This window comes from Bradyrhizobium sp. 159, assembly GCF_023073795.1.
GTDB lineage: Bacteria > Pseudomonadota > Alphaproteobacteria > Rhizobiales > Xanthobacteraceae > Bradyrhizobium.
This window is the reverse complement of sequence record NZ_JADPKE010000040.1, coordinates 46,072-69,567: the sequence shown is the minus strand read 5'-3', so window position 1 is coordinate 69,567 and position 23,496 is coordinate 46,072. Positions and strand designations below refer to the sequence as shown.

Sequence of the window (23,496 nt, the reverse complement as noted above, 5' to 3'; positions counted from 1 at the left end):
CCCCGCCGTCGCGAAATGACGTGAGGCCCCTATACTGCGGGACGACGTCGATTGGTCGCAGGAGAGGCTTTCGATGCGGACGATTCTGGCTGGCTCGGCTCTCGTGGGTTTGGCGTTGTGCAGTGCAGTTGAAGGCGCAGCCCGCGCCGCCGAGCCCTCGCCGGAGCTGATCGCCTACGGCAAGACGCTGGTCGAAGCCGGCAACTGCGCGGGCTGCCACACCGCCGATCCGGCAAAGCCGTTCGCCGGCGGAAAGCGCATCGATACGCCCTTCGGTGCGATCTACGCGCCAAACCTGACGCCAGACCGCGACGTCGGGATCGGCGCCTGGACCGATGCCGACTTCACGCGCGCCTTGCGCTATGGCCTCGCGCCTGACGGTTCGAACTACTACCCGGCGTTTCCCTATCCCTATTTCACGCGGATGACGAAGGACGACACGCTGGCGATCCGGGCCTATCTGGGAACGCTGGCGCCCGTCGCCAACCGCAACAAGCCGCCGGAGCTGCGCTGGCCGTTCGGTTATCGCGGGCTGATGCGGGTGTGGAACTATATGTACTTTAAGCCCGGCCTGTTCGAGCCGGACCAGAGCCAGAGCGCCGCGTGGAACAGAGGCGGCTATCTCGTCACCGGTCTCGGCCATTGCGGCGCCTGCCACACGCCGAAGAACTATTTTGGCGCGGACAAGCAAGCGCAGGCGCTGTCCGGCAACGAGGTCGGCGGTTGGTATGCCCCAAGGCTCGACGGCGCCGCGCGCACCGGGCTGAAGTCGTGGAGCGCCGACGATATCACCGAATATCTGCAAAGCGGCCGCAACGCCAAAAGCCATGCCGGCGGGCCGATGGCGGAGGTGATCGTCAACTCGACCTCGAAGATGAGCGATGCCGACGTGCGTGCGATCGCGGTCTACCTGAAGAGCCTGCCGCCGGCGCGGCGCGAGACCATCGTGACGCCGGCTGACGTTGCCGAGATGAAGGCCGGCCAGGCGGTCTACGCAAAGCTCTGTGTCGCCTGCCACGAGGCCGACGGCACAGGCAGCCCACGGATCTATCCGCCGCTGCCCGGCAACGCCCTGCTGCAATCGGTCAATCCGTCCTCCACCTTGCGCATCATCCTCGATGGCGCCCACACCGTGACGACGGCGCGCGCGCCCAACACCGCCGAGATGCCGGCCTATGCCAAGCAATTGTCCGACGACGAGATCGCGGCAGTGACGAACTACATCCGCAATTCCTGGGGCAATGCGGGCCCAATGGTGACGCCGGCGCAGGTGGCAAAGGCGAGGAAGGAAGAGCCGTAAATCCGCGCCGTCGCCTTCTCTCGGTCATTGGCGAGCAATCCAAAGTCTTTCGCGGAGGGATTCTGGATTTGCTTCGCGGAGCCTGTCATCGGGCCGCGCTTCGCGCGTCGGCCTCTCGCAAGCGGAGCGAGGCGAAGAAAGCGCGCTATTTCTTTTCATCCCCGGTGAACACGAATTTCGGCATCTCCCATCTGTAGCGGACCGCGAGCAGACGGAAGCTGAGGCCGAGCACGAAGGTCAGGATCGTCCAGAGCTCGGCATTGAGATTGAGAGCGAAGGCGGTGGCGTAGAACAGCCCGGTCACGACCGAGACGCTGGCGTAGAGTTCGGATCGGAACAGGAGCGGCACGTCGTTGCAGAGCACGTCGCGCAGCACGCCGCCGGCGCAGCCTGTCACCATGCCCGAGACGATCACGATCGGCAGCGAGGCATCCATCTGCCAGCCGACATTGCAGCCGATCATGGTGAAGACGACGAGGCCGATGGCATCGAGAACGATGAAAGCGAGGTGCAGCCGATGCACCAGCCGCGCGATCAGGATCGTCAGCAGCGCTGCCCCGCCCGGCAGCGCGAGGTAGATCGGGTTGGCGACCCACACCAGCGGATAGTGACCGAGAAACAGGTCGCGCAGTGTGCCACCGCCAAGCGCGGTCACGCAGGCGAGAAGACAAACGCCGACATAGTCCATGCTCCGTCGACCGGCGGCCAGCGCGGCCGTCATGCCCTCCGCCGTCAAGGCGACCAACGCCAGAAGATGCAGGACGCCGTCCGTCGGCGGCAGGCTCCACATGGATTTGTTCTCCCTCTGTGGAACCTGGTCCACGGTTCCCGTAGACAAGGTCCTGATTCCCGCGGCGGGAGCAACATGCGACGAAAGCATAAAGCGCCGGGAACGGAATCTCGCATCCACGGGTTGTCCCGCGGCAATAACCCGAGGAGACCAATCGATGGCTGACGACCGTTTTCCCAACGATCCGTACCGCCCGAACCTCGCCGACGATGAGTATCTTCGCGCGGCGCGCCGGGATGCCGACCTTCAGGCCGATCCCGAGCTTGGCGAAGGCCCCGCCTCCAGCGGCAAGGTTGCGCTGTTCGCCGTTGCGATTGCGCTGGTGCTGGGTGCCGTGTTCTACGGCCTGAACAATACCAGCACGACCAACCAGGCCAGCAACGCGCCGACGTCGCAGACCGCGCAGACGCAGCCGACCAATCCGACCGCGCCTCCCGGCATGCGCGACGTGACGCCGCGCAACAACACCGGGCCGGGCGTGACCACGGGTGCAGCACCGAGCAAGCCGGCGCCCGATACGCAGACGCCGTCTGACGGCGCGAAGTAAAAGTAACACGATAGCTCGCCCGCTGACCTGGCGGGACCCAGCACTCCGAGACCGTCGTGGCCAAATCAAAAGCCGCGGCGTACTGGATGCCCGGCCCGTGCGCAATTGCGCACTAGGCGGGGCAGGACACCGAGAGGCTACGAGAGCGGCGGGACCCAAAAAGGTCCCGCCGCTTTTCCTTTGGGTCAGCTGAACATCTTGTTGAGCTCGCCGCCGGAATAGCCATTGCCGAGCTCGGTGAAGGTCCCCTGCTCCGCCATTTCCTTGGCCGCGCGCATGAAACCGCCCCAGGCGGCGCGGGCGAGCGATCCGCCGACGCTGATGCGACGCACGCCGAGATCGGCCGCCTGCTGCAACGACAGGCCGGAGCCGCCGACCAGGAGATTGAACGGTTTTGGATGCACCGCCTTCACCACCGCCGCAATGTCCTCGCGGCTCTTCAGGCCCGGCGCATAAAGGCAATCAGCGCCGGCGTCCGCGTAGGCGGTGAGCCGGTCGATGACGAGCTTGAGATCGGTCGCGCCCCAAAGATAAGCCTCGCAGCGGCCGACCAGCAGCGTGCCGCTGTCGCCGATCGCCTTGCGCGAGGCCTTGATCCGCTCGACCGCGAGCGCGCGGTCGTAGAGCGGCTTGGCCTTGTCACCGGTGGAATCCTCGATCGACAGGCCGGCAACGCCGGTGCGGACACAGCGCTCGACATTGTCAGCGACCTTGTCCGGCTCGACGGCAAAGCCGCCCTCGAAATCCGCATTCACGGGAATGTCGACGGCGGAGCTCAATGCTGCCAGATGCTGACAGACCTCCTCGACGCTGACGTGATTATCGGCCTTGCCGATGGTCCAGGCAAAGCCCGCGCTCGATGACGCAATCGCCTTGAAACCGAGATGCTGCAACGCCTTGGCGCTGCCGACGTCAACCGGATTGGGCAGGATGAAGCAGCCGCTCTCGTGCATCTTCCTGAACGTCGCGCGCTTGTCAGCGGTTGTCACGTGCATGTTTCTCTCCCTTATTGGCCGCGAAGACATAGGCGCGCATTCAGGGCAGCGCTAGTGCGCGCCCGGCAGCACTAGTGCGCGCCCGGCAGCGCAAGTGCGCGCCCGGGCAGCGCTAGTGTGCATCGTGCACGGCGCGGCTGTCCTTCGGCGCCTGCTCGCGATCATTCATGCCGTAGTCACGGATGACGCTGGCGATGCGCAAATGATAATCGGCGAAGATCTTCGCCCTGCCTGTGGCCTGGGTACGGCGATGCTCCATCGTGTTGCGCCAGGCTTGCACGGCCGCCTCATCCCGCCAGAACGATACCGACAGGATCTTGCCCTTCTCGGTCAGGCTCTCGAAGCGCTCGACCGAGATGAAGCCGTCGATGGTTTGCAGGATGGGCTTCAGATCGGCCGCGAGGTCGAAATAGTCCTGGCGGTGTTCCGGCTTCGGCCAGACTTCGAAGATCACGGCGATCATGGGCGTCTCCTGCTAACGATGTCCTGGCCTACAATACCACCTTGCGCAGGAAGGTGCGCTCTTCCGCGAGGATGAACTTGTTCTCCTCGGCGAAATGGAAGTTCGCCATGCCTTCGGCGTCCTGCCGCAGCCGCGCCCGATAGGCTTCATAGGCGGCCAGACTCTCGAAGGTGATCAGCGCGAAGGCGATGTTGTTGGTGCCCTCATGCGGCATGAAGTAGCCGATCAGGTCGCCGCCGCATTTCGGGATGATGGTGAGCCAGCGTTTCGAATATTCCTCGAATTGGGCGCGCTTGAATGGATCAAGCTGGTAGCGGATGAAGACGGTGATGGACATGATGGGCTCCTGTGTTTCCGTCGTCGTTGCGAGCGCAGCGATCACCAAAGTCAGCCCCTCACCCTGAGGAGCCGCGTGCGCGGCGTCTCGAAGGGCGAGGCCACCATCCGGGCCTTCCTCCTTCGAGACGCGCGCAAAGGCGCGCTCCTCAGGATGAGGGTTAAGTAGTGAGGATCGCTTCGCCGTCGTTCGCAATGACGATTTGGTGAAAACCTACCTCCTTGCCGGACGTTGATGCTTCGGCTACCATCGAAGCATGAAATCAGGTCCTGACATCGCCATGGTCGCCTCCCTGGTCGGCGATCCCGCGCGCGCCAACATGCTCACCGCGCTGATGAACGGCCGTGCGCTGACCGCGAGCGAATTGGCACAGGAGGCCGGCATCACGCCGCAGACTGCGAGCTCGCACCTGTCGAAGCTCGAGGCCGGCGGCCTCGTCGAGCCGGAGAAGCAGGGCCGGCATCGCTACTACCGCCTCACCGATGACGACGTCGCCGGCGTGCTCGAGGGCCTGGCGGGGCTTGCCGCGCGGACCGGCCACATGCGCGTGCGCACCGGGCCGAAGGATCCGGCGTTGCGGCGCGCGCGGATCTGCTACGACCATCTCGCCGGCGATCTCGGCGTGCAGATGCTCGACACCATGCGCGCGCGGCAGCTGGTCAGGCAGAAGAAGCAGGAGATCGAGCTGACGGCGGAGGGCGAGCGCTTCCTCGCCAAGCATTTGCAGATCTCGCCCGACATGCTGACCCATCCGCGCCGCCCGGTGTGCAAGGCCTGTCTCGACTGGAGCGAGCGGCGGCATCATCTCGCCGGCACACTGGGGGCGGCCATGATGCAGCGCTTCGCCGAACTCAAATGGGCCGCACGCGACGCCACGCCCGGAAGCCGCGTTGTGAATTTCACCCGCACCGGCGAGAAACAGTTCGCTGCGCTGTTCGGGAATGGCAAGGACTGATCACGAAGCTGCGTGACGGCACACAATGCCGTGTGAACTCCCATTGTTGTCATGGCCGGGCTTGACCCGGCCATCCATCACTTTATGCGCACTGTCGTCCCGGGGCGATGCGGTGCAGCGAACTCGGAACCTCGAGATTCCGGGGTCGCGTCGTCGACGCGCCCCGGAATGACGGCTCCAAACACGAGACCCCCAATGAACCGCTTCCTCCGGGCCGCGCTCTCTGCGCCGCCCTCCTCGCATTCCCGCTCACATCCGCCCGCGCCGCCGACACCGCGCCGCGCGAGCCCTATGGCGCCGCGCTCGAAGGCTTTGCCTATCCCTATCCCGTGCACCTCTTGCCGCTCGTCAATGACGGCGAGCAGCTCAGCATGGCCTATATGGACGTGTCTGCCGCGGAGCCGAACGGCCGCACCGTGGTGCTGCTGCACGGGCGTAATTTCCCGTCAAGCTACTGGGCCCCCGTGATCAAGATGCTGAGCGAGGCGGGTTATCGCGTGGTCGTGCCGGACCAGGTCGGCTTCGGCAAATCCTCCAAGCCGCAGGGTGAACTCCATTTCGACACGCTGGCGCGCAACACGATTGCGCTGCTCGATCATCTCAAGATCGACAGGGCCGAGATCGTCGCTCATTCGCTCGGCGGCATGCTCGGTGTGCGCCTCGCCCGCGCCTATCCCGACCGCATCGCCCATCTGGTGCTGACCGCGCCGATCGGACTGGAGGACTACCGCCTCTACGTGCCGCCGACGCCGACCGAGAAGATGATCCAGACCGAGGACAAGCTCACGGCGGACGGCTATCGCAAGCAGCTCCAGACCAACTATTCGATCAAGCTGCCGCCGGAGGCGATCACCCCGTTCATCGATGCCCGTTTCAACATCAAGGGCAGCCCCGATTATCCGCGCTGGCTGCGCGCCTTCGTCAGCTCCGGCCAGATGATCTATCGCGAGCCGGTGGCACACGAGATCCCGCTCATCACACTGCCCACGCTGTTTGTGATGGGCGCCGACGATCACAACGCGCCGGGACGAGTGAGCGCGCCGGAGGCGCTGCGCGCCAAGATGGGGCAGAATGCCGAACTCGCGAAAGCGTTCGCCGCAAAGATGCCGAATGCGCGGGCCGAGGTGATCCCGGACACCGGCCATCTCGTCTTCCTGGAGGCGCTGGAGAAGTATCGGGAGCTGGTGCTGGAGTTTCTTGGCCGCTAGTGCCGTCGCCATCGCGTGAAGCGGCATGCGGAGCAATGTTCATGCCGCATTCAGGTCATGATTGGCAGGCTTGGATCGCGATGTGTCGGCACGTCCCCGATTTAACGTGTCGAATCGTGTCTGTTGATTCATTGTTCGCCGCAAGCGCCATCCCCTAAGCCTCTCCCGAAGGACCAGAAGGAAGATCAAATGAAATACCTGTTCGCCGCCGTCATGCTCGCCAGCGCGGTCGTCGGTTTCAGCGAAGCGGCCAGCGCCGCCGGCGGCTGCGGCCCCGGCTGGTATCGTGGCCCCTATGGCGGCTGCCGTCCGATGCGCGGGGCAGTCGTTGTGCGCCCCGCGCCCGTAGTGGTCGCCCCGGCGCCGGTCGTCGTGGTGCCCCGCGCACGCGCGTGCCCCTATGGCTTCCGCTGGTACGCCGGCCGCTGCCGTCCGTTCTGATCCTTTCGCATTGCAAAATGGCCGCGCGGGACCGCCTGCGCGGCCAATTTCGTTTTGGCGCTAGTCGACGGTGTCCCTTGAGCGCGAGACGGGGACCGCCAGCGGCGATCCCCGGTCCAATTCGCGGTTGCCGCGGGCTTACCAGTAACGGCGGCGGTGCCAGCGCCGGCGACGCCAGCCCCAATGGCGGTGGCGCCAGCCCCAATGCCGGCCGCGCCCACGCCAGTGCACCTGCTCAGGTTTCGCCTGCCCGGCTTCTTCGCTGGTAGTGACTGCGGGATGAGCGTCTGAGTGACCTTGCGGCATGCGGGTGGGATCAGCGAGTGGCTGCGGTGACAGCGGCGCGGCCTGCACGGTCGCAGCGAAGGCGGCGGCTCCCGCCGTCACCCCCAGTGCAAGTTTCAAAAAATTTCGGCGCTCCATGACTTCTTCCTCTTGGATCATCGTGCCCGTGATGCCGAGTAAGTCTCGCGGTGACGACATGAACCGAAGCTGAATCATGCGTTCAGTTTCGATGAGAAGCGGACGGTATCGCCTGTCGCCTACGTCGCGAACTCCTGCGCCAGCACCAGCGTCTCGCGCGTGCGCCTCACTTCGGGCCAGTCGCGGTTGAAGTCGGCCGTCAGGCGCTTCAGCGCATCACCTTTCAGCATCGCCGCGAGCTTCGCCTCGTCATCGAACTGATACATGGCCTGATGCAGCGAGGGATCGTCCAGGCTCCAGAACCGCCAGGCCTTGGCTACGCCGAACGCCCTCACCGCATCGGGCAGATGTTCCGTCTCGTACCATCTGTCGAAGGCGGCGCGCTTGCTCGCGTCGGTGAGGGTGGCGCGGACGACGAAGAACGCTGATGGCATCGGGTTTCCTCCCATTGTTTGAGCGAAGACTAGCCGCTTCACTCGCCGGCGACAAAAACAGTTGTCACCGGTGTCGGAATGCGTGCCCTTTGCTCGTCCTTGGTCTGAGCCAAGATACGGAGAGACGACATGGCCGACCTCACGCTGACCACCTTCGACTGGGTTCCCGAGATGCCCAGGGGTTTCGTGCGCGACCTCCGTGTGCGCTGGGCGCTCGAAGAAGCCGCTTTGCCCTATCGCGTCGCGAGCGTGCCGTTCGAGGACCGCGGCGCCGCACATCTCGCGCACCAGCCCTTCGGCCAGGTGCCGTGGCTGACCGATGGCGACCTCTCGATCTTCGAGAGCGGCGCGATCCTGCTGCATCTCGGCGAGCGCAGCGACAAGCTGATGCCATCGGATCCGCGCCGCCGCAGCCAGGCGACGAAATGGGTGTTCGCCGCGCTCAATTCGGTGGAGATGGCGAGCCTGCCCTGGGCGATGCTGAACTTCATGGGCAATGCGGACGGCACGCCGGGATGGAAATTCCTAGACGGGTTCCTTACGGTTCGTCTCAAGCATCTCGAACCGGTGCTGGCCCGCCGCGAATGGTTGGCGGGGTCCTTCTCCGTCGCCGACATCCTGATGTCGGACGTGCTGCGCCCCGTCGACCGTTTCGAGGGACTTGCGAACCACCCGGCCTGTCGCGCTTACCTCGCCCGGGCCACGGCCCGCCCGGCCTTCCTCAAAGCCCGCGCGGACCAAATGGCGCATTTCGCCGCGGGGGATGCGGCCCGCCGAGCGTGACCTGCCGCACATCATTAACCCGGTGGTAAGCGTACGCTCATAGCCATCGGAACGAAGCAATTTGCCTCAAATTATTCGAGGCGAAAGGTGACCCATGGCCCGTATCGCGTATCTCAAAGAACAGATTGCCCGCGCCGAGCGCTTGGCAAAGGCGATCCTCGACCAGCAAACCGCGGAACGCCTTCAGGCCTTCGCAGCCGAATGCCGCGCGGAGTTGCAGGTGCTGACGCTCAGGACTGCGGCGTAGGGCGTGCGACGCGTCGCGTCACACCAGCTTCAGCGGCGTATCGGCAACGACGCGAAGATCGATGCTTCCGATCAGCGCCGAACGACGCGCCTCCGCAGCACTGATGGCCTCGTCCGTCTGCCGCAACGTGCTGACGTTCGAGCCGAGCGAGACGATCCCACCCAACACCAGAGCGATCGATCCGAGCGCGGCGGTCTGGCCTAATCCCAATAGACCGAGGATCGTGACGAGCAGCAGCGCGGTCCCGCCGCCGATGGCGATCTTGGACGCCAGAATGTATTTCCGGCACCGCTCGGCAATCTCGGCGAGCGCTTCGATCCGCGCCTCGATATCGGAGATCTCATCGATCGGATCGTCTTCGGTCATGCGAATTCAGAAGATATTGGTAACCCGCATCAGCGAAGCGAGATGCGGGGCTTAGGCAAAGATCCGGATGTCGCTGCGCGCATCCGGGCTGTGTGCGCTCACAACGGCAAATTGTCGTGCTTCTTCGCCGGCATTTCCGTCTTCTTGTCCTTCAGCATCGCCAGCGCCCGGGCGATCCGCTTTCTTGTCGAATGCGGCATGATGACGTCGTCGATGTAGCCGCGCTCGGCGGCGATGAACGGCGATAAGAACCGGTCTTCGTATTCCTTGGTTCGCGCCGCGATCTTGTCGGGGTCGCCGATGTCACTGCGGAAGATGATCTCGACCGCGCCCTTGGCGCCCATCACCGCGATCTGTGCGGTCGGCCAGGCGTAGTTCATGTCGGCGCCGATCTCCTTGGAGGCCATGACGTCGAAGGCACCACCATAGGCCTTGCGGGTGATGATGGTCACCAGCGGCACGGTGCATTGCGAATAGGCGAACAGCAGCTTGGCGCCGTGCTTGATCAGGCCGCCATATTCCTGCGCGGTGCCCGGCAGGAAGCCCGGCACGTCGACGAAGGTGACGATCGGGATGTTGAAGGCGTCGCAGAAGCGGACGAAGCGCGCCGCTTTCCGCGACGCATCAGAGTCGAGCACGCCGGCCAGCACCATCGGCTGGTTTGCGACGAAGCCAACGGTGCGGCCCGCGATGCGGCCAAAGCCTGTGACGATGTTCTTGGCGAAGGCCTCCGCGATCTCGAAGAAGTCGCCCTCGTCCACGACCTTCAGGATCAATTCCTTCATATCGTAGGGCTTGTTCGGATTGTCGGGGATCAGCGTGTCGAGCGACATGTCGATGCGGCCGATGTCGTCGAAGCTCGGCCATTCCGGCACGCCGTCGGTGTTGTTGGATGGCAGGAAGTCGATCAGACGGCGCATCTGGAGCAGCGTCTCGACGTCGTTCTCGAAGGCGCCATCCGCGATCGAGGAGCGCGTGGCGTGCACCGAGGCGCCGCCGAGCTCTTCGGCCGTGACGACCTCGTTCGTTACCGTCTTCACGACGTCGGGGCCGGTGACGAACATGTAGCTGGTGTTCTTCACCATGAAGATGAAGTCGGTCATTGCGGGTGAATAGACGTCGCCCCCGGCGCACGGGCCCATGATGACGGAGATCTGCGGGATCACGCCCGAGGCGAGCACGTTGCGGCGAAACACGTAGGAATAGCCGGCCAGCGCGGCGACTCCCTCCTGGATACGGGCGCCGCCGGCGTCATAGAGGCCGATGATCGGCGCCCGCGCCTTCATCGCCATGTCCTGCAGCTTCGTGATCTTCAGCGCGTGGGTCTCGGACAGCGAGCCGCCGAACACGGTGAAATCCTTGGCGAAGACGAAGGTCTTGCGGCCATTGACGGTGCCCCAGCCGGTGACGACGCCATCGCCCGGGATCTTGTTCTTCTCCATGCCGAACTCGGTGGAGCGATGCTCGACGAACATGTCGAATTCCTCGAACGATCCCTTGTCGAGCAGGAGCTCGATGCGCTCGCGCGCGGTCAGCTTGCCGCGGGCGTGCTGCGCCTCGATGCGCTTCTCCCCGCCGCCGAGCTTGGCACCGGCACGACGATCTTCAAGGGCGTCCAGGATGTGTTTCATTTGCTCCCGCCAGTTCTTAAGCCTTAAGCGATGCCGGGTTCTAACACGGCATTTTGCGGCCCGGAAAGCGCCTTTCGGCGCCGCAGGGCTGCCCTGCCGCAGCGTGAAAGCGCAAGGAATTACAAAGTTTTGCCTGGGAGGCGAGCATGGCCAGGGGCATCGCCAGGACAGGCCGGGTTCGGCTTCGCCCCTCTCGGCGGGAGCGCCCGATCCTGGCCGTCGCCCGCAAATTGCCGTCCAGCCCGGTTGACCAGGCCAGCCGATTCAGGCTTGCTCCGAACCCACGATCAGGCGCCAATGTTGCGTGAGCCGAGTTGGTACGGCGGCGGTCCTCATGTCTGGCGCAAGCATCGCGCAATGTCCACGATGATCGTCCCAGCGCGCGAGCCTGTTGTTGCACCCGATCAAAATCCTGAGAGGAGATCCGATGCCGAGGGCATTCCGCGTTGCTGTGGCGCTCTTTATATCGACTCTGTTCGCGGGCATTGGCGCCAACGCACAATCGCTTCCGAAAGAGGTCGCCACCCGCGCCGAGATCTACCCGATCCCCTCGCTCACCCTCTCCGACCAGCAATTCCTCAGTGGTGATGCGGCGGCCGGCAAGCCGGTGACGGTCGCGGGCGAACTGCGTGTCGCGCAAGGGACCGGAAAACTCCCCGTCGTGGTGCTGATGCACGGCTCGAGCGGCGTCGGCGCCACTACGGAAGCCTGGGTGCACGCGTTCAACGCTATGGGCATCTCCACCTTCGTGATCGACGGCTTTACAGGGCGCGGCCTGACGGTGGTCGGGCCGAACCAGGCCTTGCTGGGCCGACTCAATTTGATCGTGGACATCTACCGGTCGCTGGAGATTTTGGCGAAGCATCCCCGCGTCGATCCTGACCGCATCGTGCTGATGGGCTTTTCACGCGGCGGACAGGCGACGCTCTATGCGAGCCTCGAGCGCTTCAACAAGCTGTGGAATAAGTCAGGCATCCAGTTCGCGGCCTATATCCCGTTCTATCCGGATTGCTCGACGACCTATGTTGGCGATAGCGAAGTCGTCGCGCGACCGATCCGCATCTTCCACGGCGCGCCCGACGACTACAATCCCGTGAAAAGCTGCAGGGCTTTCGTCGAGCGGCTCAAGGCGGTCGGGCGACGTGGTGCTGACCGAATATCCTGACAGTGCACATGGGTTCGACAGCGGCCTGCTCGGCCTCAACACCGTCACTGTGTCCGCCAACGCGCAAACCGTGCGCAACTGCCATATCAAGGAAGGTGACGGCGGCGTGTTGATGAACGGCGATACCAACGCGCCCTTCTCCTACAAGGACGCCTGTGTCGAGCTCAACCCGCATGTCGGCGGCAATCCGAAGACAGCCGCCGAAGCGCGCAAGGCCGTGGAGGAGTTTTTGCAGGTGCTGTTCAAATTGGGGTGAGACTGTTTGCTCCGCCCCAGCTCTCGTAGGGTGGGCAAAGCGGAGCGTGCCCACCAATCACAGTCATGAGACGAAGGTGGGGCACGGCGCTGCGTGCCTTTGCCCACCCTACGGTACTGCAGTTTGTCGCGAGCTCCTCGCAATGGCGAGCCTTACGGCTCCCCTGGCTTGAACGGCTCCTCCTTGCCAGGCGGCACCGTCTCCTCGGCCATTGCCAGCAGCATCGCGACCATCACGTAATTGCCGGCAACTGCAGTGAGATCGACAATCTGCTGGTCGTTGAACACCTTCTTCGCGCGCGCATAAGTCTCGTCGGTGACTTTCTTGGTGGTGGTGAGCTCGGTGACGAAGTCGTAGACCACCGCCTCGTCATCGGCCATCTTCGACGGCCGCTTGTTGGCCTTCAGCTCCGCGATGATGTCGGCCGACAGCCCTGCCTTCGCCGCCAGCGGCGCGTGCGCGTACCATTCCACCTGCGACCGCCATTGACGCCCGATGATCAGGATCGCGAACTCGTTGAGCTTGACCGGGACCGAGGTCTCCCAGCGCAGATAGTGGAACAGGTCGAACAGGCGCTGGCCGAGCACGGGGCTGCGGATCATCGAATTGTAGGGTCCGCCGATGCCGACGCTCGACACCTTCATGATCTGCTCGCCGAGCGGCTTCTGCCTGGCGTCGAGCTGATCCATGGTGAGCTGCGGAAACCGTGGCTCCTTGCTGGTGGCGGGGCCGGCAAACATCGTGGCAGCGAACCAGCCGCTTGCTGCGGCAAGCGTGAGCGACGACAGCCAGAGCGGCGTTGCATTCATTTTCCATCCTCCCGGTTTTCTTTGGCGGGAGGATGCTAGTCGAGCGGCACCAGCGCGGTAGCGCTAGATCGCACCAATATCGGCAAGGCAGGCTTGCGTCAGCGTCATGCGGGCTTCGATGTGGCGTGGCTCGCGGCAGTCGATGTTGAGCGCGAACACGGTGTGCGCTTCGCCTTTCTCGGCCCAGCCCACCATCCAGCCGAGCGACGGCTCGCCGCGCTCAGCACCAAGCAGGCCGGACTTGGCGCGAATGACGCTTTCGCCCACCTTGGTCACCGGCAGGATGTCGCAGACGAGATCCTGGCTGCGCTTGCTGATCGGCAGCGCGCGCCGGCGCAGCCGGTCGACGAAGTCGATCTGCTCGACGGCATCGATGCGCAAGGCCCCGGTGAGCCAGAACTGGTCGATGCCGCCGCCGATGTCGCGGTTGCCGTAGTCGAACTCGTCAACATACTTTTGCATGCGCTGCTGGCCGATGCGGCGCGCGATCTCCTGATAGACCGGCACCGCACTGACTGCAATCGCAGTCCGCAGCGTGTGATCCTTGTTCCAGGCCTCGATCGGACGCTTCACGCCGTCCCAGGGAAACACGTCCTTGTCGGGGTCAGTGACCACACCGGTCTCGAGCGCAATCAACGAGTTTGGAATCTTGAAGGTCGAGGCCGGCAGCTTCCCCTCGCCCGAGCGCTCCTTGTCGCTGGCGACGATCAGATAGTCCTCGACCTTGTAGCCGACGAAGGTGCCCGATGTGCCGAGATCGGTGAAGCGTTTGGCCAAGCTGTCGCGGATTTCGTTGCGCGGCGGCGCGACGTGAGCGAGCGCGCGTGACGGCACGGTGGCGGCTGCGGCAAGCAGACCGAGGGTGGAACGACGGGTCAGCAAGAGCGGTATCCAATGATGATGAGAGTGGTCGCGACAATGCCGCCGATATCTGGTGAAACGATGACAGGTTATTTCTTGAGCACGATGTTTTTTCGGAAGACCGCTCCACACTTTGCGCTAACGCGGTCCTCCGGGGTCCGGATCATGCTCTACCGCCCGCGACCCGAAAGCCGCAGCACGAACACCAGCACTTCGGCGACGGCCTTGTAGAGGTCTGGAGGGATCTCCTCGCCGAGCTCGAGCTTGGAGAGCGCGCCGGCCAAGACCTCGTTCTCCTCGATCGGAATGTCATGGGCCTTGGCGATCTCGACGATCTTTTCACCGATCGTGCCCTTGCCCTTGGCGACGACGACGGGGGCGTTGGTGCCCTTCTCGTAGTGCAGGGCAATCGCAAGCTTGGAGGCGTCGCTCATGTGGCCCGATCCAGGAAATGTCCGGCGCGGGCCGGCGCCGGTTGCGGCGGGGTGCCCTCGCGCACCACGATATCACCGGGCTTGAGCTCGGCTCTCGTCAGTGCCTGGTTGAGTTCACCGATTCCGGCGCGGAGCTGCTGCGCCGTCGCCGGCCGCTCCGCCCACATCCGCACAAAAGTCTTGTCGCCGCTCAGCGTGATCAGCGCATGCACGGGACCTGCCGGCTCGACATTAAGTGAGAAGCGCGCGCGCCAGGCACGCGTGGCGGGATCGGCGGATTCGTTGCCGCCGTCGCGCGAGATCTCGAACTGCGCCATCGCGGTGCCCTGTTGGGTTGCGAAGGGAATTTCGAAACTCCATTGCGGCACGGCCGGGTCGATGCGGTGGCCGGAGGCATCGGCGCGATCAGGGAGCGAGGCGATCTGAAGCAATGTCTGCCGCGCGATCGCGGCATCGGTGTCGTCGAGCAGACGGTGCACGGTTGCAGCGAGCGGGGTATCGGGCGCGAGCGATGGCGAGGCGATGGGTTGGGGCACCGGCAATGCGCCGCGGAACGGTGGTGGCGCGGTCGCATGGGTGGCCACCTCGAAGATGTGGCCATCCGGTACGGCCTTGTTGGAGCCGGGCACGTTGCCGATGATCCGCGGCAGGTTCTGCGTCATCTCCTGCAAGAGGCTGGCGGCAAGGCCGGCCGTCACGGTTCGCGGCATCGCCATTTGTGGCGCCTTGGCAGCCATGTCGGCGAGGACCGCGGCCGCGAGATTAGCGCCGCGCGGATGTTGCGCCGTTTGGGCAATATCGGGGGCCGCTGACGACAATGCGGCCTGCGCGGCCTCACCTGCTGCCTGCGCCGGCGCGGCGTTGACCTGCGGTGTGCCCGTGGCGCTGGCAGGAATGGCGGCGCCTTGCGTCTGAGGCGAGGTTGTCCCGAGCGCGGCCAGCGTCTGGCGCAGCACGAGCAACGCCGCTTTCAAATCGGGCGTTGCGCCGGACGCCGGCGTGCGGCCGGCGGCCAGCGAGGCTTCGAGGAAGAGGCCAGACTTTTGGAAGGCAGTCTCGATATCGCCGCCGTCGAGCCCGGCGTTGAGCGGCGTCTGCTGCGCCAGCACGTCCAGCACGGCCTGCTTCAGCCCCGCCGGCAAATCGCTGCCGACGACGACCGCGGCGAGATTGGCGAATAGCGGCGCTTGGCTGCCCTGCCTGGTCACGGCCTCGGCGGACGCCGCAGTGACGGCAATCTGCTCCGCTGGCGTCAGCGTATTGCGCGCAGCGCTCGTCGACGGCGCAAGCGGCGGGCTATCCATCAGCGAGGCCGCAGCCGGCGTCAGCGTAATCTGATCGGACGCCGCCCCGTCTGCCCCGCCCACGACGACGGCGAGCCGGATGGTGCCGTCGTTCTGCGACACCGCGAGCTGGAGATTCTGCCCCGGCGACAACGCCACTTCCGACATCACGTCCATCGAAAGGTTGGCGATTGCGATCCGCACGAGATTGTCGGCGAGCACGCTGACCACTTTGGCGTCGACAACGCTGCCGGCCTGAAGCACGAGATCGGGCGTCGCCGCGTCAGCCACAGGGCTGGCGGCGCTGATCGGAACGATCGAGCTTATCGGCGTCGGCATCTCGAAGGGCCCAGGGAATGCTGGCGCCACCCTAAGGCCGCCTCGTAAACCTCTCGTTAAGGACCTTCCGGTGCTTGCGGCTTTACCGTCGCCAAGACCGTCACGGCGGCCTCGAAATCCCGCAGGCGCGTGGCGCGGCGAGCGGCCGCTTCCTCGTCCACGCCCCATTGGTCGATGTTCCAGTCCTCATCGACATGGGCGGCGGCCCAGACCTGCCCAGCATCGCGCACGCCATGGGCCAGGGCCAGCGCCAGCAGCGCCGAGCCGGTCAACGTTGTCACCATATGGAGCGCCGCGACCGACCAGGCATCCCCCGGCAGCGCGGCGCGCGCGGCCCTGACCGCCTCGTCCGGCTGCTTCACATGCATGATGCCTTCGGACAGGATGAAATGCGCGCCCAGCGTCTCTGCGGCCCAAAACAGCACGGGGTCCCAATGCGCGGCCTCGCGGGCAACCAGCCCTTCGGGGTGGCCGGCGCGATAGAACAACAGGTCGGTCTCGAAGTATTTTGCGAGGTCGTCGCTGACGAGATCGATCCGGTCGATCACACCCTCGACTACACTGTTGGCGATCCGCGTCAGTGGCATGGTCACGGGATCGATCGTCTCGCCCTGTGCCGCCCATTCGGCAGCAACCGCATCGGCGAGCTCGCGCGAGGGAATCAGCACCTGGCGGCCGGAGGGCGTGCGGATCGGCTTGCCGTCGAGGGCGATGGCGAAACCGCCCTCGGCCTCGACTGCGCCGGCATCCTTGTAGAAGCGCTTGCGCAGGGGCGCGCGCGCGGAGGCGCGCGCCGATTCCTGCGGATCCGACGCGGGTTGCCCCGCAGCTTCTTCGAACAATTCGCGCATGTGAGTCTTCGGTCCCGGTCGCTGAGTGCTAAGCTTTCAAAGATAAGGGCGGCGGGCGACAAAGCGAGCGGCAGGCATAAGGGAACTTGCGGGCATTGCGGCCCGTTCGCCGGGCTTTGGCTGGCCCCGGCGCCTAGCCCTACTCCTCCGGCGCGTTCTCGATCGGATCAAACCGGGTTGCGTCGAGCCCGAGCAGATTCCACGATTGCTGCATATGCGGCGGCAGTGGTGCCGTGGCGTCGATCACGCCGCCGCGCGGATGCGGAATGACGATCCGGCGTGCCAGGAGATGCAGACGGTTTTGCAAGCCACCCGGCAGCTGCCAGTTCTCGATGTTGAAATATTTGGGGTCGCCGACGATGGGATGGCCGATATGGGCCATGTGGGCGCGGAGCTGGTGGGTGCGTCCCGTCACCGGCTTCAGCGACACCCAGGTCAGCTTGTTGCCGGCGGTCTCGACCATCGCATAGTAGGTCACCGCGTGGCTTGCACCCTCATCGCCATGCTGGGCGATGCGCATGATAGTGTCGTCCTCGCCCTCCTCCTTCGCGAGAAAGGTCGAGATGCGGCCCTGCTTCGGCTTCGGCAGGCCCGGGACCAGCGCCCAATAGACCTTTCGCGCCGACCGCGAGCGGAACGCGCCGGTCAGATGCGAGGCGGCAAAGCGCGTCTTGGCGATCAGGAGACAGCCCGACGTCTCCCGGTCGATACGGTGCACGAGGCGCGGCTTCTGGCCTTTGGAATCGCGCATCACCTCCAGCATCTGGTCGATGTGCCGCGTCATGCCCGAGCCGCCCTGCACGGCAAGTCCGGCGGGCTTGTTGAGCACGAGCACGTCATCGTCCTCCCAGATCGTCATCTCCTTCAGCGCGGCCAGCGTCTTCTGCGCGGCTTCCGAGAGTGGGCCGGCGGCCTTCGGCGTGTCGAGCTTCAGCGGCGGAATGCGGACGCTCTGGCCCTCCTCCAGGCGGTCCTTGCTGTCGACGCGCTTGCCGTCGACGCGCAGCTCGCCTTTGCGCACGACGCGCTGGATGTGGGAGAACGACAGGCCGGGAAAGCGTGCTTCGAGAAAGCGGTCGACGCGCATGTTGTTCTCGTCGGCCGTGACGGTGACAGTCTGCACCTTGGTCGGCAGCAATGCCTCGACGGACTTTTCCGGCGCGGTCTTTTCCAGCGCAGCTTTGGGTGCGCGCCGCTCGGCGCGCTCGCCTGCAAAGCGCGGCGGCTTGCTCGCTGCCTTGCCGCCCGGCCGCGGCCCCGCTTTCTGCGCGCTGCGCGCCTTGAAGGGACGCGCGTCACCGCGCTCGTCGCGCGAACGGGGCTTTGGGTTCATTCTCTTGATGCGGCGGCTCATGGCTGCCTGCCTATCCCAAAAGAGCCCTTTCGTCACGACGAAATGGCGATTGGGCCTCAGCCACCCCGCTCCTTGCGCAGCTTGGCCCAGTAATCCAGCCGTGTTCTGATCTCGCGCTCGAAACCGCGCTCGGGCGGGTCATAAAAAGTCTGGCGGCCCAGGGCTTCCGGGAAATAATCCTGGCCGGAGAAGGCTTCCGGCGTGTCGTGGTCGTATTCGTAAGCTGCGCCGTAGCCTTCCGACTTCATCAGCTTGGTCGGGGAATTGAGGATGTGTTTTGGCGGCAGGAGCGAGCCGGCCTGTTTTGCCACCTGCATCGCCGTGCCGAAGGCAGTGTAGACCGCGTTCGATTTCGGCGCGGTGGCGAGATAGACCACGGCCTGCGCGATCGCGAGCTCCCCCTCGGGATGGCCGAGAAAGTCGAAGGCGTCCTTAGCCGCATTGGCGATGACGAGCGCCTGTGGATCGGCAAGCCCGATGTCCTCCACGGCCATGCGCACGACGCGGCGGGCCAGGAACAGCGGATCCTCGCCGGCATCGAGCATGCGCGCGAGGTAATAGAGCGCGGCATCGGGATCAGAGCCGCGCACCGATTTATGCAGCGCCGAGATCAGGTTGTAATGGCCATCGGCCGACTTGTCGTAGATCGGGGCGCGGCGCTGCAAAATCTCCTGCAGCTGCGCGGCGTCGAAAATCTCGTCCTTGCGCGCGGCGCGCCAGACTTCCTCGGCGAGCGTCAGCGAGGCACGTCCGTCGCCGTCGGCCATGCGCACCAGAACCGCGCGTGCCTCGGCATCGAGCGGCAGCTTCTTGCCCTCGACCGCCTCGGCATGGGCGAACAGCTTTTCGATCGCGGCAGCATCGAGCGAGCGAAACACCAGGACGCGCGCGCGAGAGAGCAACGCCGCGTTGAGCTCGAACGACGGATTCTCGGTGGTGGCGCCGACCAGGACCACCGTGCCGTCTTCCATCACAGGCAGAAACGAATCCTGCTGGGCACGATTAAATCGATGCACCTCATCGACGAACAGCAGCGTGCCCTTGCCCGTCTCGCGGCGGGCGCGCGCGGCATCGAAGGCCTTCTTCAAATCGGCGACACCGGAGAACACCGCGGAAATCTGCTCGAAATGCAGGTCGGTTGCATCCGCCAGCAGCCGCGCCACCGTGGTCTTGCCGGTACCCGGCGGCCCCCAGAAGATGAGCGAGCCGAGCGTGCGCGTCTCCAGCATGCGCGTCAGCGCACCGTCCGGACCGAGGATGTGGTCCTGGCCCACAACCTCCGACAGCGCGCGCGGACGCAGCCGGTCCGGCAGCGGATGTGGAGCGTCGTGATCGAGCCCCGCCGCGGCGAAGAGAGTTGGCGTCTCCTGTGGTCGCTTCGAACTCATCCGCCTAGCGTGACGTTGATCTGCTGGCCGCCGCGCACCAGCGTGATGCGCCAGATCCGCGACCGCTCGCCGGCAGCCTTCTCGAGGTCCCCGGTCTTGCTGATCTTTTGGTTGTTGACGGCCAGGATGATGTCGCCTTTCTGAAAACCGACATTTGCGGCCGCGGTATCGCCGCCGATATCGGTGATCACGACGCCTTCGGTGTCGGCATCCAGATGCAATTCGTCGGCGAGCGCCGGCGTGATGGTCGAGACTTTCGCGCCCTGGAATGGCGAGCGCGCGGTCACGACGAGCTCGTTGCGGCCGGTGTCGGGGGCAGTCTCCAGCGCCACCGTCAGCTTGACCGGCTTGCTGCCGCGCTGCACGTCGATCTGCGCGGTACCGCCCAGCGGACGGGTTGCGAAGCGGTAGTCGAAGGCATTGGGATCGTCCACGATCTGGCCGTCGATCCCGGTGATGAGGTCGGAGGATTTCAGGCCGGCCTTCGCCGCGGGGCCATTCGGCACCACGCTTGCGACCAGCGCGCCGGTCGGCGAACGCAAGCCGAGGCTTTCGGCGATCTCGGGCGTCACCGCCTGCAATTTTGCCCCCAGCCACGGCCGCTTCACTGCCTTGCCGCCACTCTTGGCGGAAGCGACGACGACGCGCACCATGTTGGCGGGAATGGCAAAGCCGATACCTTGCGAGCCGCCGGAGCGCGAATAGATCGCAGTGTTGATGCCGGCGAGCTTGCCGCTCATGTCGACCAGCGCGCCGCCGGAATTGCCGGGATTGATCGCCGCATCGGTCTGGATGAAGAACTGGTAATCGGTGATGCCGACCTGCGTGCGCGCCAGCGCCGAGATGATGCCGTGGGTCACGGTCTGGCCGACGCCGAAGGGATTGCCGATGGCGAGGACGACGTCACCGACCAGCAATTCGTCGGAATTGGTGAAGTCCAGGGTCGGGAATTTCTCCTTGGAGTCCTTCAGGCGGAGCACGGCGAGATCGGTGCGGGAATCCTTCAGCAGGATCTCGGCCTCGAATTCGCGCTTGTCCGACAATGACACTTTCACCTGGTCCGCGCCCTCGATGACGTGGACGTTGGTGACGACGAGGCCGGAGGCATCGACGATGACTCCGGAGCCGAGCGAACGCTGCATCTGCTCGGGCTGCTGGCCCGGCACGCCGAAGAAACGGCGGAAGATCGGGTCGTCGAGCAGCGGATTGCGGTTCTGCACCACCTTGGCGGCATAGACGTTGACGACGGCCGGCTGCACACGCTGCACGATCGGTGCATAGGACAGCCGCAGCTCGGCCGGCGACGATGGCACCCGACGGTCCTGCGCAGCAGTCGGATTGAAGTGGGCTGAAAACGCTATGCACAGGGCCGCGACGACGGCGCTCCAGGTCGATCGAAACATTCCTACCTCTTGGAAAAGACGCCGGAATATAGGCGCGTTCGCCCGCCAATAGAAGGGCGCCGGGCGGCAATATTCGGCCTCTTCCCCGTGGTGTCCGAGATGCAAGCACAGCGTACTAAGCGGCAATTTGCCAGAGTGATGGATTGGCATGATGCGCGTCATCCACCATTGTAGTGTCGAGCGGATTCGGTTGCGGCGAATTGGCATCAGTGGGAACCGCGCAACCGGGCGCAGCGTCGCGGGGCAGTCATCGATCACACCTAGGCTCCGCCAGCGACTTGGGGAAGTTCGTCAAACGATGGAGTCATGACATGAGCAGAACAAGGATTGCGGCCACGGCGATCGGTCTCGCCGGCGCGCTGGCGGCCTCGCAGGCCCAAGCCCAGACCCAAACGGTAAGCAGCAGCGAGCAGGAGATCGCGCTGTTGAAGCAGCAGCTGAAGATGCTGGAGCAGAAGCTCGACAAGCTCCAGAGCCAGACCGCGGCGAACACGGCGGCTACGGCGAAGGCCAGAGCCGAAGCGAAGGCTGAAGCCAAGGCCGAGGCGCGCTCGGAGGCAAAGGCCGTCGTTGCCAACGCCAATGCGGCAATCCCCGTCAAAGGACCGGCGCCGGCCTCCGGTGTGGTCGTGACGATGCCGAACAACCGGCCAACTGTCTGCACCGCCGACCAGGCCAATTGCGTCGCCATCACCAGCCGCCTGCACTGGGATGTCGGTGGTTATGACTATCGTCCAAACACCGCGGCGACCGTGCCGCAGAAGCTCGACAGCGGCCAGAACGTTCGCCGCGCGCGCATCGGCCTGACCGGCAAGTTCTTCAACGACTGGAACTTCGCGCTGGTCTACGACTTCGGCGGCTCGTCCGATGGATTTGGCGGCGCGGCGCCGGGATCCCTTCCGGGCGGTGGCGTCTCCGGGGTCGAGAACGCCTATCTCAGCTACACCGGCTTGAAGCCGTTCGGCGGACGGATGGCGATCGAGGCCGGCATCATGGACCTGCCCTACACCATGGACGAGGCGACGAGCTCCAACGACATCATGTTCATGGAGCGCGCCTCGCCCGGCGTGATCGCCACCAACATCGCGGCCGGCGACTTCCGCTCCGCAGCCGGTGCGCGCTGGTTCAACGACCAGCTCTGGATCGGCGGCTATGTCACGGGACCGTCGACCGGTGCGATCCACTCCGCGTCGAGCGCGGCACCACCCGGTACCAGCGAGCAATATGGCGCCGTGGCGCGCGTGGCCGGCAATCCGATCAGCGGCAAGGACTATTCGGTGCATATCGGCGCCGACGCGCAATGGCTGATCCAGCCGCCGCGCAACCTGATCGCCAACACGCAGACGGTCACGCTCAGCGACCGTCCGGAATTGCGTCTCGACCCGACCACGCTGATCTCCACCGGCGCTATCGCCAATGCCTCAGGCGCGCAGGTCTACAGCGTCGAGGCAGCGGCGACGTACGGCCCGTTCATCGTTCAGGGTGAGTACTTTTGGTACAATGTCGATCGCACAGCCAATACCGGCGTGCCGCTGGTCGGCGCACCGAGCCTGAAATTCCAGGGCGGCTATGCCCAGGCCGGATACGTGCTGACGGGCGAAGGCCGGACCTACAATGCGGCGAACGCGGCTTATAGCGGCGTCAAGCCGGCGCACCCGTTCTCGCTCGACGGTGGCGGCTGGGGCGCCTGGGAGATCGCGGGACGTTTCTCCACCATCGATCTCAACGACCAGCTGGCAACCGCCAACGGCGTCGCCGGCGGACGGCAGACGGTCTACACGCTCGCGCTCAACTGGTACGTCAACGGCAACGTCCGCTTCATGCTCGACTACCTGCACGGAACTGTGTCACGGCAGGCCTCGCCGATCTCGACCGCCGATGTCGGCTCGAAGTTCGACGCCGTCGCGATGCGCACACAGTTCGCGTTCTGAGGCAATCTCATCCGGGAGCAGAACGATCCGCTCCCGGATGTTTACGCCGCGCGCTTCGGCTTCTTCACCACGACCGGCGGCGGCGCACAGGACAGCCGCTGCTGGTGGCTCTCGCCCCAGGCCTTCAGGATGTCGATGACTGGCTTGAGGCTCTCGCCGAGTTCGGAGAGGCAATACTCCACGCGCGGCGGCACCTCCGCATAGACCTTCCGAATCACGAGCTTGTCCTCCTCCAGCGCGCGAAGCTGCTTGGTCAGCATGCGCTGGGTGATGCCGGGCATCCGGCGGCGCAATTCGCCGAAGCGCTGGGTGCCGCTCTGGAGGTGGTAGAGGATGACACCCTTCCACTTGCCGTCGATCAGATCCAGCGTCGCCTCGACCGAGCAGCCGGGGCGCCGGGCAAAATTGCGCCGTTTCATGCGTGTTTTCCCGATAGTATCCAAACAGGGACTATATCCCCAAATTTACAGTACTTGCCAAATCGGGGCCAGAGCGACAGTTA

Annotated in this window: 25 protein-coding genes and 1 pseudogene; 9 read left to right on the top strand and 17 right to left on the bottom strand. The window is 64.9% G+C overall.

Annotated elements, in window-relative coordinates:
• The first annotated feature begins 73 nt into the window (after positions 1-73).
• Positions 74-1,300, top strand: coding sequence for a c-type cytochrome (locus IVA96_RS08860; RefSeq protein ID WP_247276214.1), 1,227 nt, complete (start codon positions 74-76; stop codon positions 1,298-1,300).
• Between the two features lie 145 nt (positions 1,301-1,445).
• On the opposite strand, the gene IVA96_RS08855 is transcribed toward IVA96_RS08860, so the two are convergent.
• The gene (locus IVA96_RS08855) at positions 1,446-2,090 is read right to left on the bottom strand and encodes a trimeric intracellular cation channel family protein (RefSeq protein WP_247416843.1); all 645 of its coding nucleotides are present in this window, start codon (positions 2,088-2,090) and stop codon (positions 1,446-1,448) included.
• Positions 2,091-2,247: 157 nt separating this feature from the next.
• Here IVA96_RS08855 and IVA96_RS08850 point away from each other — a divergent pair, with 157 nt between their 5' ends.
• Positions 2,248-2,637 carry a hypothetical protein gene (locus IVA96_RS08850; RefSeq protein ID WP_247276212.1) on the top strand — a complete coding sequence of 130 codons (390 nt, stop codon included), beginning with the start codon at positions 2,248-2,250 and terminating at the stop codon, positions 2,635-2,637.
• Positions 2,638-2,822: 185 nt separating this feature from the next.
• On the opposite strand, the gene IVA96_RS08845 is transcribed toward IVA96_RS08850, so the two are convergent.
• The 3 genes from IVA96_RS08845 to IVA96_RS08835 form a co-directional block, all read right to left on the bottom strand.
• Entirely contained in the window at positions 2,823-3,632 is an 810-nt protein-coding gene (locus IVA96_RS08845; protein ID WP_247276211.1) for an isocitrate lyase/phosphoenolpyruvate mutase family protein, read from the bottom strand.
• Between the two features lie 112 nt (positions 3,633-3,744).
• A complete protein-coding gene (locus IVA96_RS08840) occupies positions 3,745-4,095 on the bottom strand; it encodes an antibiotic biosynthesis monooxygenase (RefSeq protein ID WP_247276210.1) in 351 nt (116 codons plus the stop codon).
• Between the two features lie 28 nt (positions 4,096-4,123).
• Complete coding sequence (locus tag IVA96_RS08835) at positions 4,124-4,432, bottom strand: NIPSNAP family protein (RefSeq protein WP_247276209.1); 309 nt, start codon at positions 4,430-4,432, stop codon at positions 4,124-4,126.
• 256 nt (positions 4,433-4,688) lie between these two features.
• Here IVA96_RS08835 and IVA96_RS08830 point away from each other — a divergent pair, with 256 nt between their 5' ends.
• From IVA96_RS08830 to IVA96_RS08820, 3 genes are all read left to right on the top strand, one after another.
• Entirely contained in the window at positions 4,689-5,387 is a 699-nt protein-coding gene (locus IVA96_RS08830; RefSeq protein ID WP_247276208.1) for a winged helix-turn-helix domain-containing protein, read from the top strand.
• 107 nt (positions 5,388-5,494) lie between these two features.
• Entirely contained in the window at positions 5,495-6,595 is a 1,101-nt protein-coding gene (locus tag IVA96_RS08825; protein WP_247416839.1) for an alpha/beta fold hydrolase, read from the top strand.
• A gap of 189 nt (positions 6,596-6,784) precedes the next feature.
• Positions 6,785-7,036 carry a hypothetical protein gene (locus tag IVA96_RS08820; RefSeq protein ID WP_247276206.1) on the top strand — a complete coding sequence of 84 codons (252 nt, stop codon included), beginning with the start codon at positions 6,785-6,787 and terminating at the stop codon, positions 7,034-7,036.
• A 138-nt stretch (positions 7,037-7,174) separates the two neighbouring features.
• Here IVA96_RS08820 and IVA96_RS08815 read toward each other — a convergent pair whose 3' ends face one another.
• Both IVA96_RS08815 and IVA96_RS08810 read right to left on the bottom strand, forming a co-directional pair.
• Complete coding sequence (locus tag IVA96_RS08815) at positions 7,175-7,459, bottom strand: twin-arginine translocation signal domain-containing protein (protein WP_247276205.1); 285 nt, start codon at positions 7,457-7,459, stop codon at positions 7,175-7,177.
• A gap of 119 nt (positions 7,460-7,578) precedes the next feature.
• Entirely contained in the window at positions 7,579-7,893 is a 315-nt protein-coding gene (locus tag IVA96_RS08810; protein ID WP_247276204.1) for a hypothetical protein, read from the bottom strand.
• 129 nt (positions 7,894-8,022) lie between these two features.
• On the opposite strand from IVA96_RS08810, the gene IVA96_RS08805 reads away from it, so the two are divergent.
• Positions 8,023-8,676, top strand: a complete 654-nt coding sequence (locus tag IVA96_RS08805) for a glutathione S-transferase family protein (protein ID WP_247276203.1) — start codon at positions 8,023-8,025, stop codon at positions 8,674-8,676.
• Positions 8,677-8,770: 94 nt separating this feature from the next.
• Complete coding sequence (locus tag IVA96_RS08800) at positions 8,771-8,923, top strand: hypothetical protein (RefSeq protein ID WP_247276202.1); 153 nt, start codon at positions 8,771-8,773, stop codon at positions 8,921-8,923.
• An 18-nt stretch (positions 8,924-8,941) separates the two neighbouring features.
• Here the strand turns inward: IVA96_RS08800 and IVA96_RS08795 are convergent, their stop codons facing one another.
• Complete coding sequence (locus tag IVA96_RS08795) at positions 8,942-9,289, bottom strand: hypothetical protein (protein WP_247276201.1); 348 nt, start codon at positions 9,287-9,289, stop codon at positions 8,942-8,944.
• Between the two features lie 98 nt (positions 9,290-9,387).
• Positions 9,388-10,920: an acyl-CoA carboxylase subunit beta gene (locus tag IVA96_RS08790; protein ID WP_247276200.1), complete on the bottom strand. Its 1,533-nt coding sequence runs from the start codon at positions 10,918-10,920 to the stop codon at positions 9,388-9,390.
• Positions 10,921-11,347: 427 nt separating this feature from the next.
• Between IVA96_RS08790 and IVA96_RS08785 the strand changes: the two are divergent.
• Positions 11,348-12,341 (top strand): annotated as a pseudogene (locus IVA96_RS08785) (dienelactone hydrolase family protein).
• A 152-nt stretch (positions 12,342-12,493) separates the two neighbouring features.
• Here IVA96_RS08785 and IVA96_RS08780 read toward each other — a convergent pair.
• The 8 genes from IVA96_RS08780 to IVA96_RS08745 all read right to left on the bottom strand — a co-directional run bounded on the left by IVA96_RS08780 (position 12,494) and on the right by IVA96_RS08745 (position 21,063).
• Positions 12,494-13,150, bottom strand: a complete 657-nt coding sequence (locus tag IVA96_RS08780; protein WP_247276199.1) for a carboxymuconolactone decarboxylase family protein — start codon at positions 13,148-13,150, stop codon at positions 12,494-12,496.
• Between the two features lie 63 nt (positions 13,151-13,213).
• Positions 13,214-14,032, bottom strand: coding sequence for a class D beta-lactamase (gene blaOXA, locus IVA96_RS08775; protein WP_247276198.1), 819 nt, complete (start codon positions 14,030-14,032; stop codon positions 13,214-13,216).
• 149 nt (positions 14,033-14,181) lie between these two features.
• Positions 14,182-14,445: an EscU/YscU/HrcU family type III secretion system export apparatus switch protein gene (locus IVA96_RS08770; RefSeq protein WP_247276197.1), complete on the bottom strand. Its 264-nt coding sequence runs from the start codon at positions 14,443-14,445 to the stop codon at positions 14,182-14,184.
• Positions 14,442-16,067 (bottom strand): flagellar hook-length control protein FliK, encoded by a 1,626-nt coding sequence (locus IVA96_RS08765; protein WP_247276196.1) that lies wholly within the window; start codon positions 16,065-16,067, stop codon positions 14,442-14,444. The genes IVA96_RS08770 and IVA96_RS08765 overlap by 4 nt, the downstream gene beginning before the upstream one ends.
• A gap of 56 nt (positions 16,068-16,123) precedes the next feature.
• Positions 16,124-16,918: an ATP12 family protein gene (locus IVA96_RS08760; RefSeq protein ID WP_247416832.1), complete on the bottom strand. Its 795-nt coding sequence runs from the start codon at positions 16,916-16,918 to the stop codon at positions 16,124-16,126.
• A 139-nt stretch (positions 16,919-17,057) separates the two neighbouring features.
• Positions 17,058-18,272 (bottom strand): RluA family pseudouridine synthase, encoded by a 1,215-nt coding sequence (locus IVA96_RS08755; RefSeq protein ID WP_247276194.1) that lies wholly within the window; start codon positions 18,270-18,272, stop codon positions 17,058-17,060.
• A 56-nt stretch (positions 18,273-18,328) separates the two neighbouring features.
• On the bottom strand, positions 18,329-19,660 hold the full coding sequence (locus IVA96_RS08750) for a replication-associated recombination protein A (RefSeq protein WP_247276193.1): 1,332 nt from the start codon (positions 19,658-19,660) through the stop codon (positions 18,329-18,331).
• On the bottom strand, positions 19,657-21,063 hold the full coding sequence (locus IVA96_RS08745) for a DegQ family serine endoprotease (protein ID WP_247276192.1): 1,407 nt from the start codon (positions 21,061-21,063) through the stop codon (positions 19,657-19,659). The genes IVA96_RS08750 and IVA96_RS08745 overlap by 4 nt, the downstream gene beginning before the upstream one ends.
• A 311-nt stretch (positions 21,064-21,374) precedes the next feature.
• Here IVA96_RS08745 and IVA96_RS08740 point away from each other — a divergent pair, with 311 nt between their 5' ends.
• Positions 21,375-22,994 carry an OprO/OprP family phosphate-selective porin gene (locus IVA96_RS08740; protein WP_247416829.1) on the top strand — a complete coding sequence of 540 codons (1,620 nt, stop codon included), beginning with the start codon at positions 21,375-21,377 and terminating at the stop codon, positions 22,992-22,994.
• A gap of 41 nt (positions 22,995-23,035) precedes the next feature.
• Here the strand turns inward: IVA96_RS08740 and IVA96_RS08735 are convergent, their stop codons facing one another.
• Entirely contained in the window at positions 23,036-23,413 is a 378-nt protein-coding gene (locus IVA96_RS08735; protein ID WP_018647266.1) for a helix-turn-helix domain-containing protein, read from the bottom strand.
• Between the last annotated feature and the right edge of the window lie 83 nt (positions 23,414-23,496).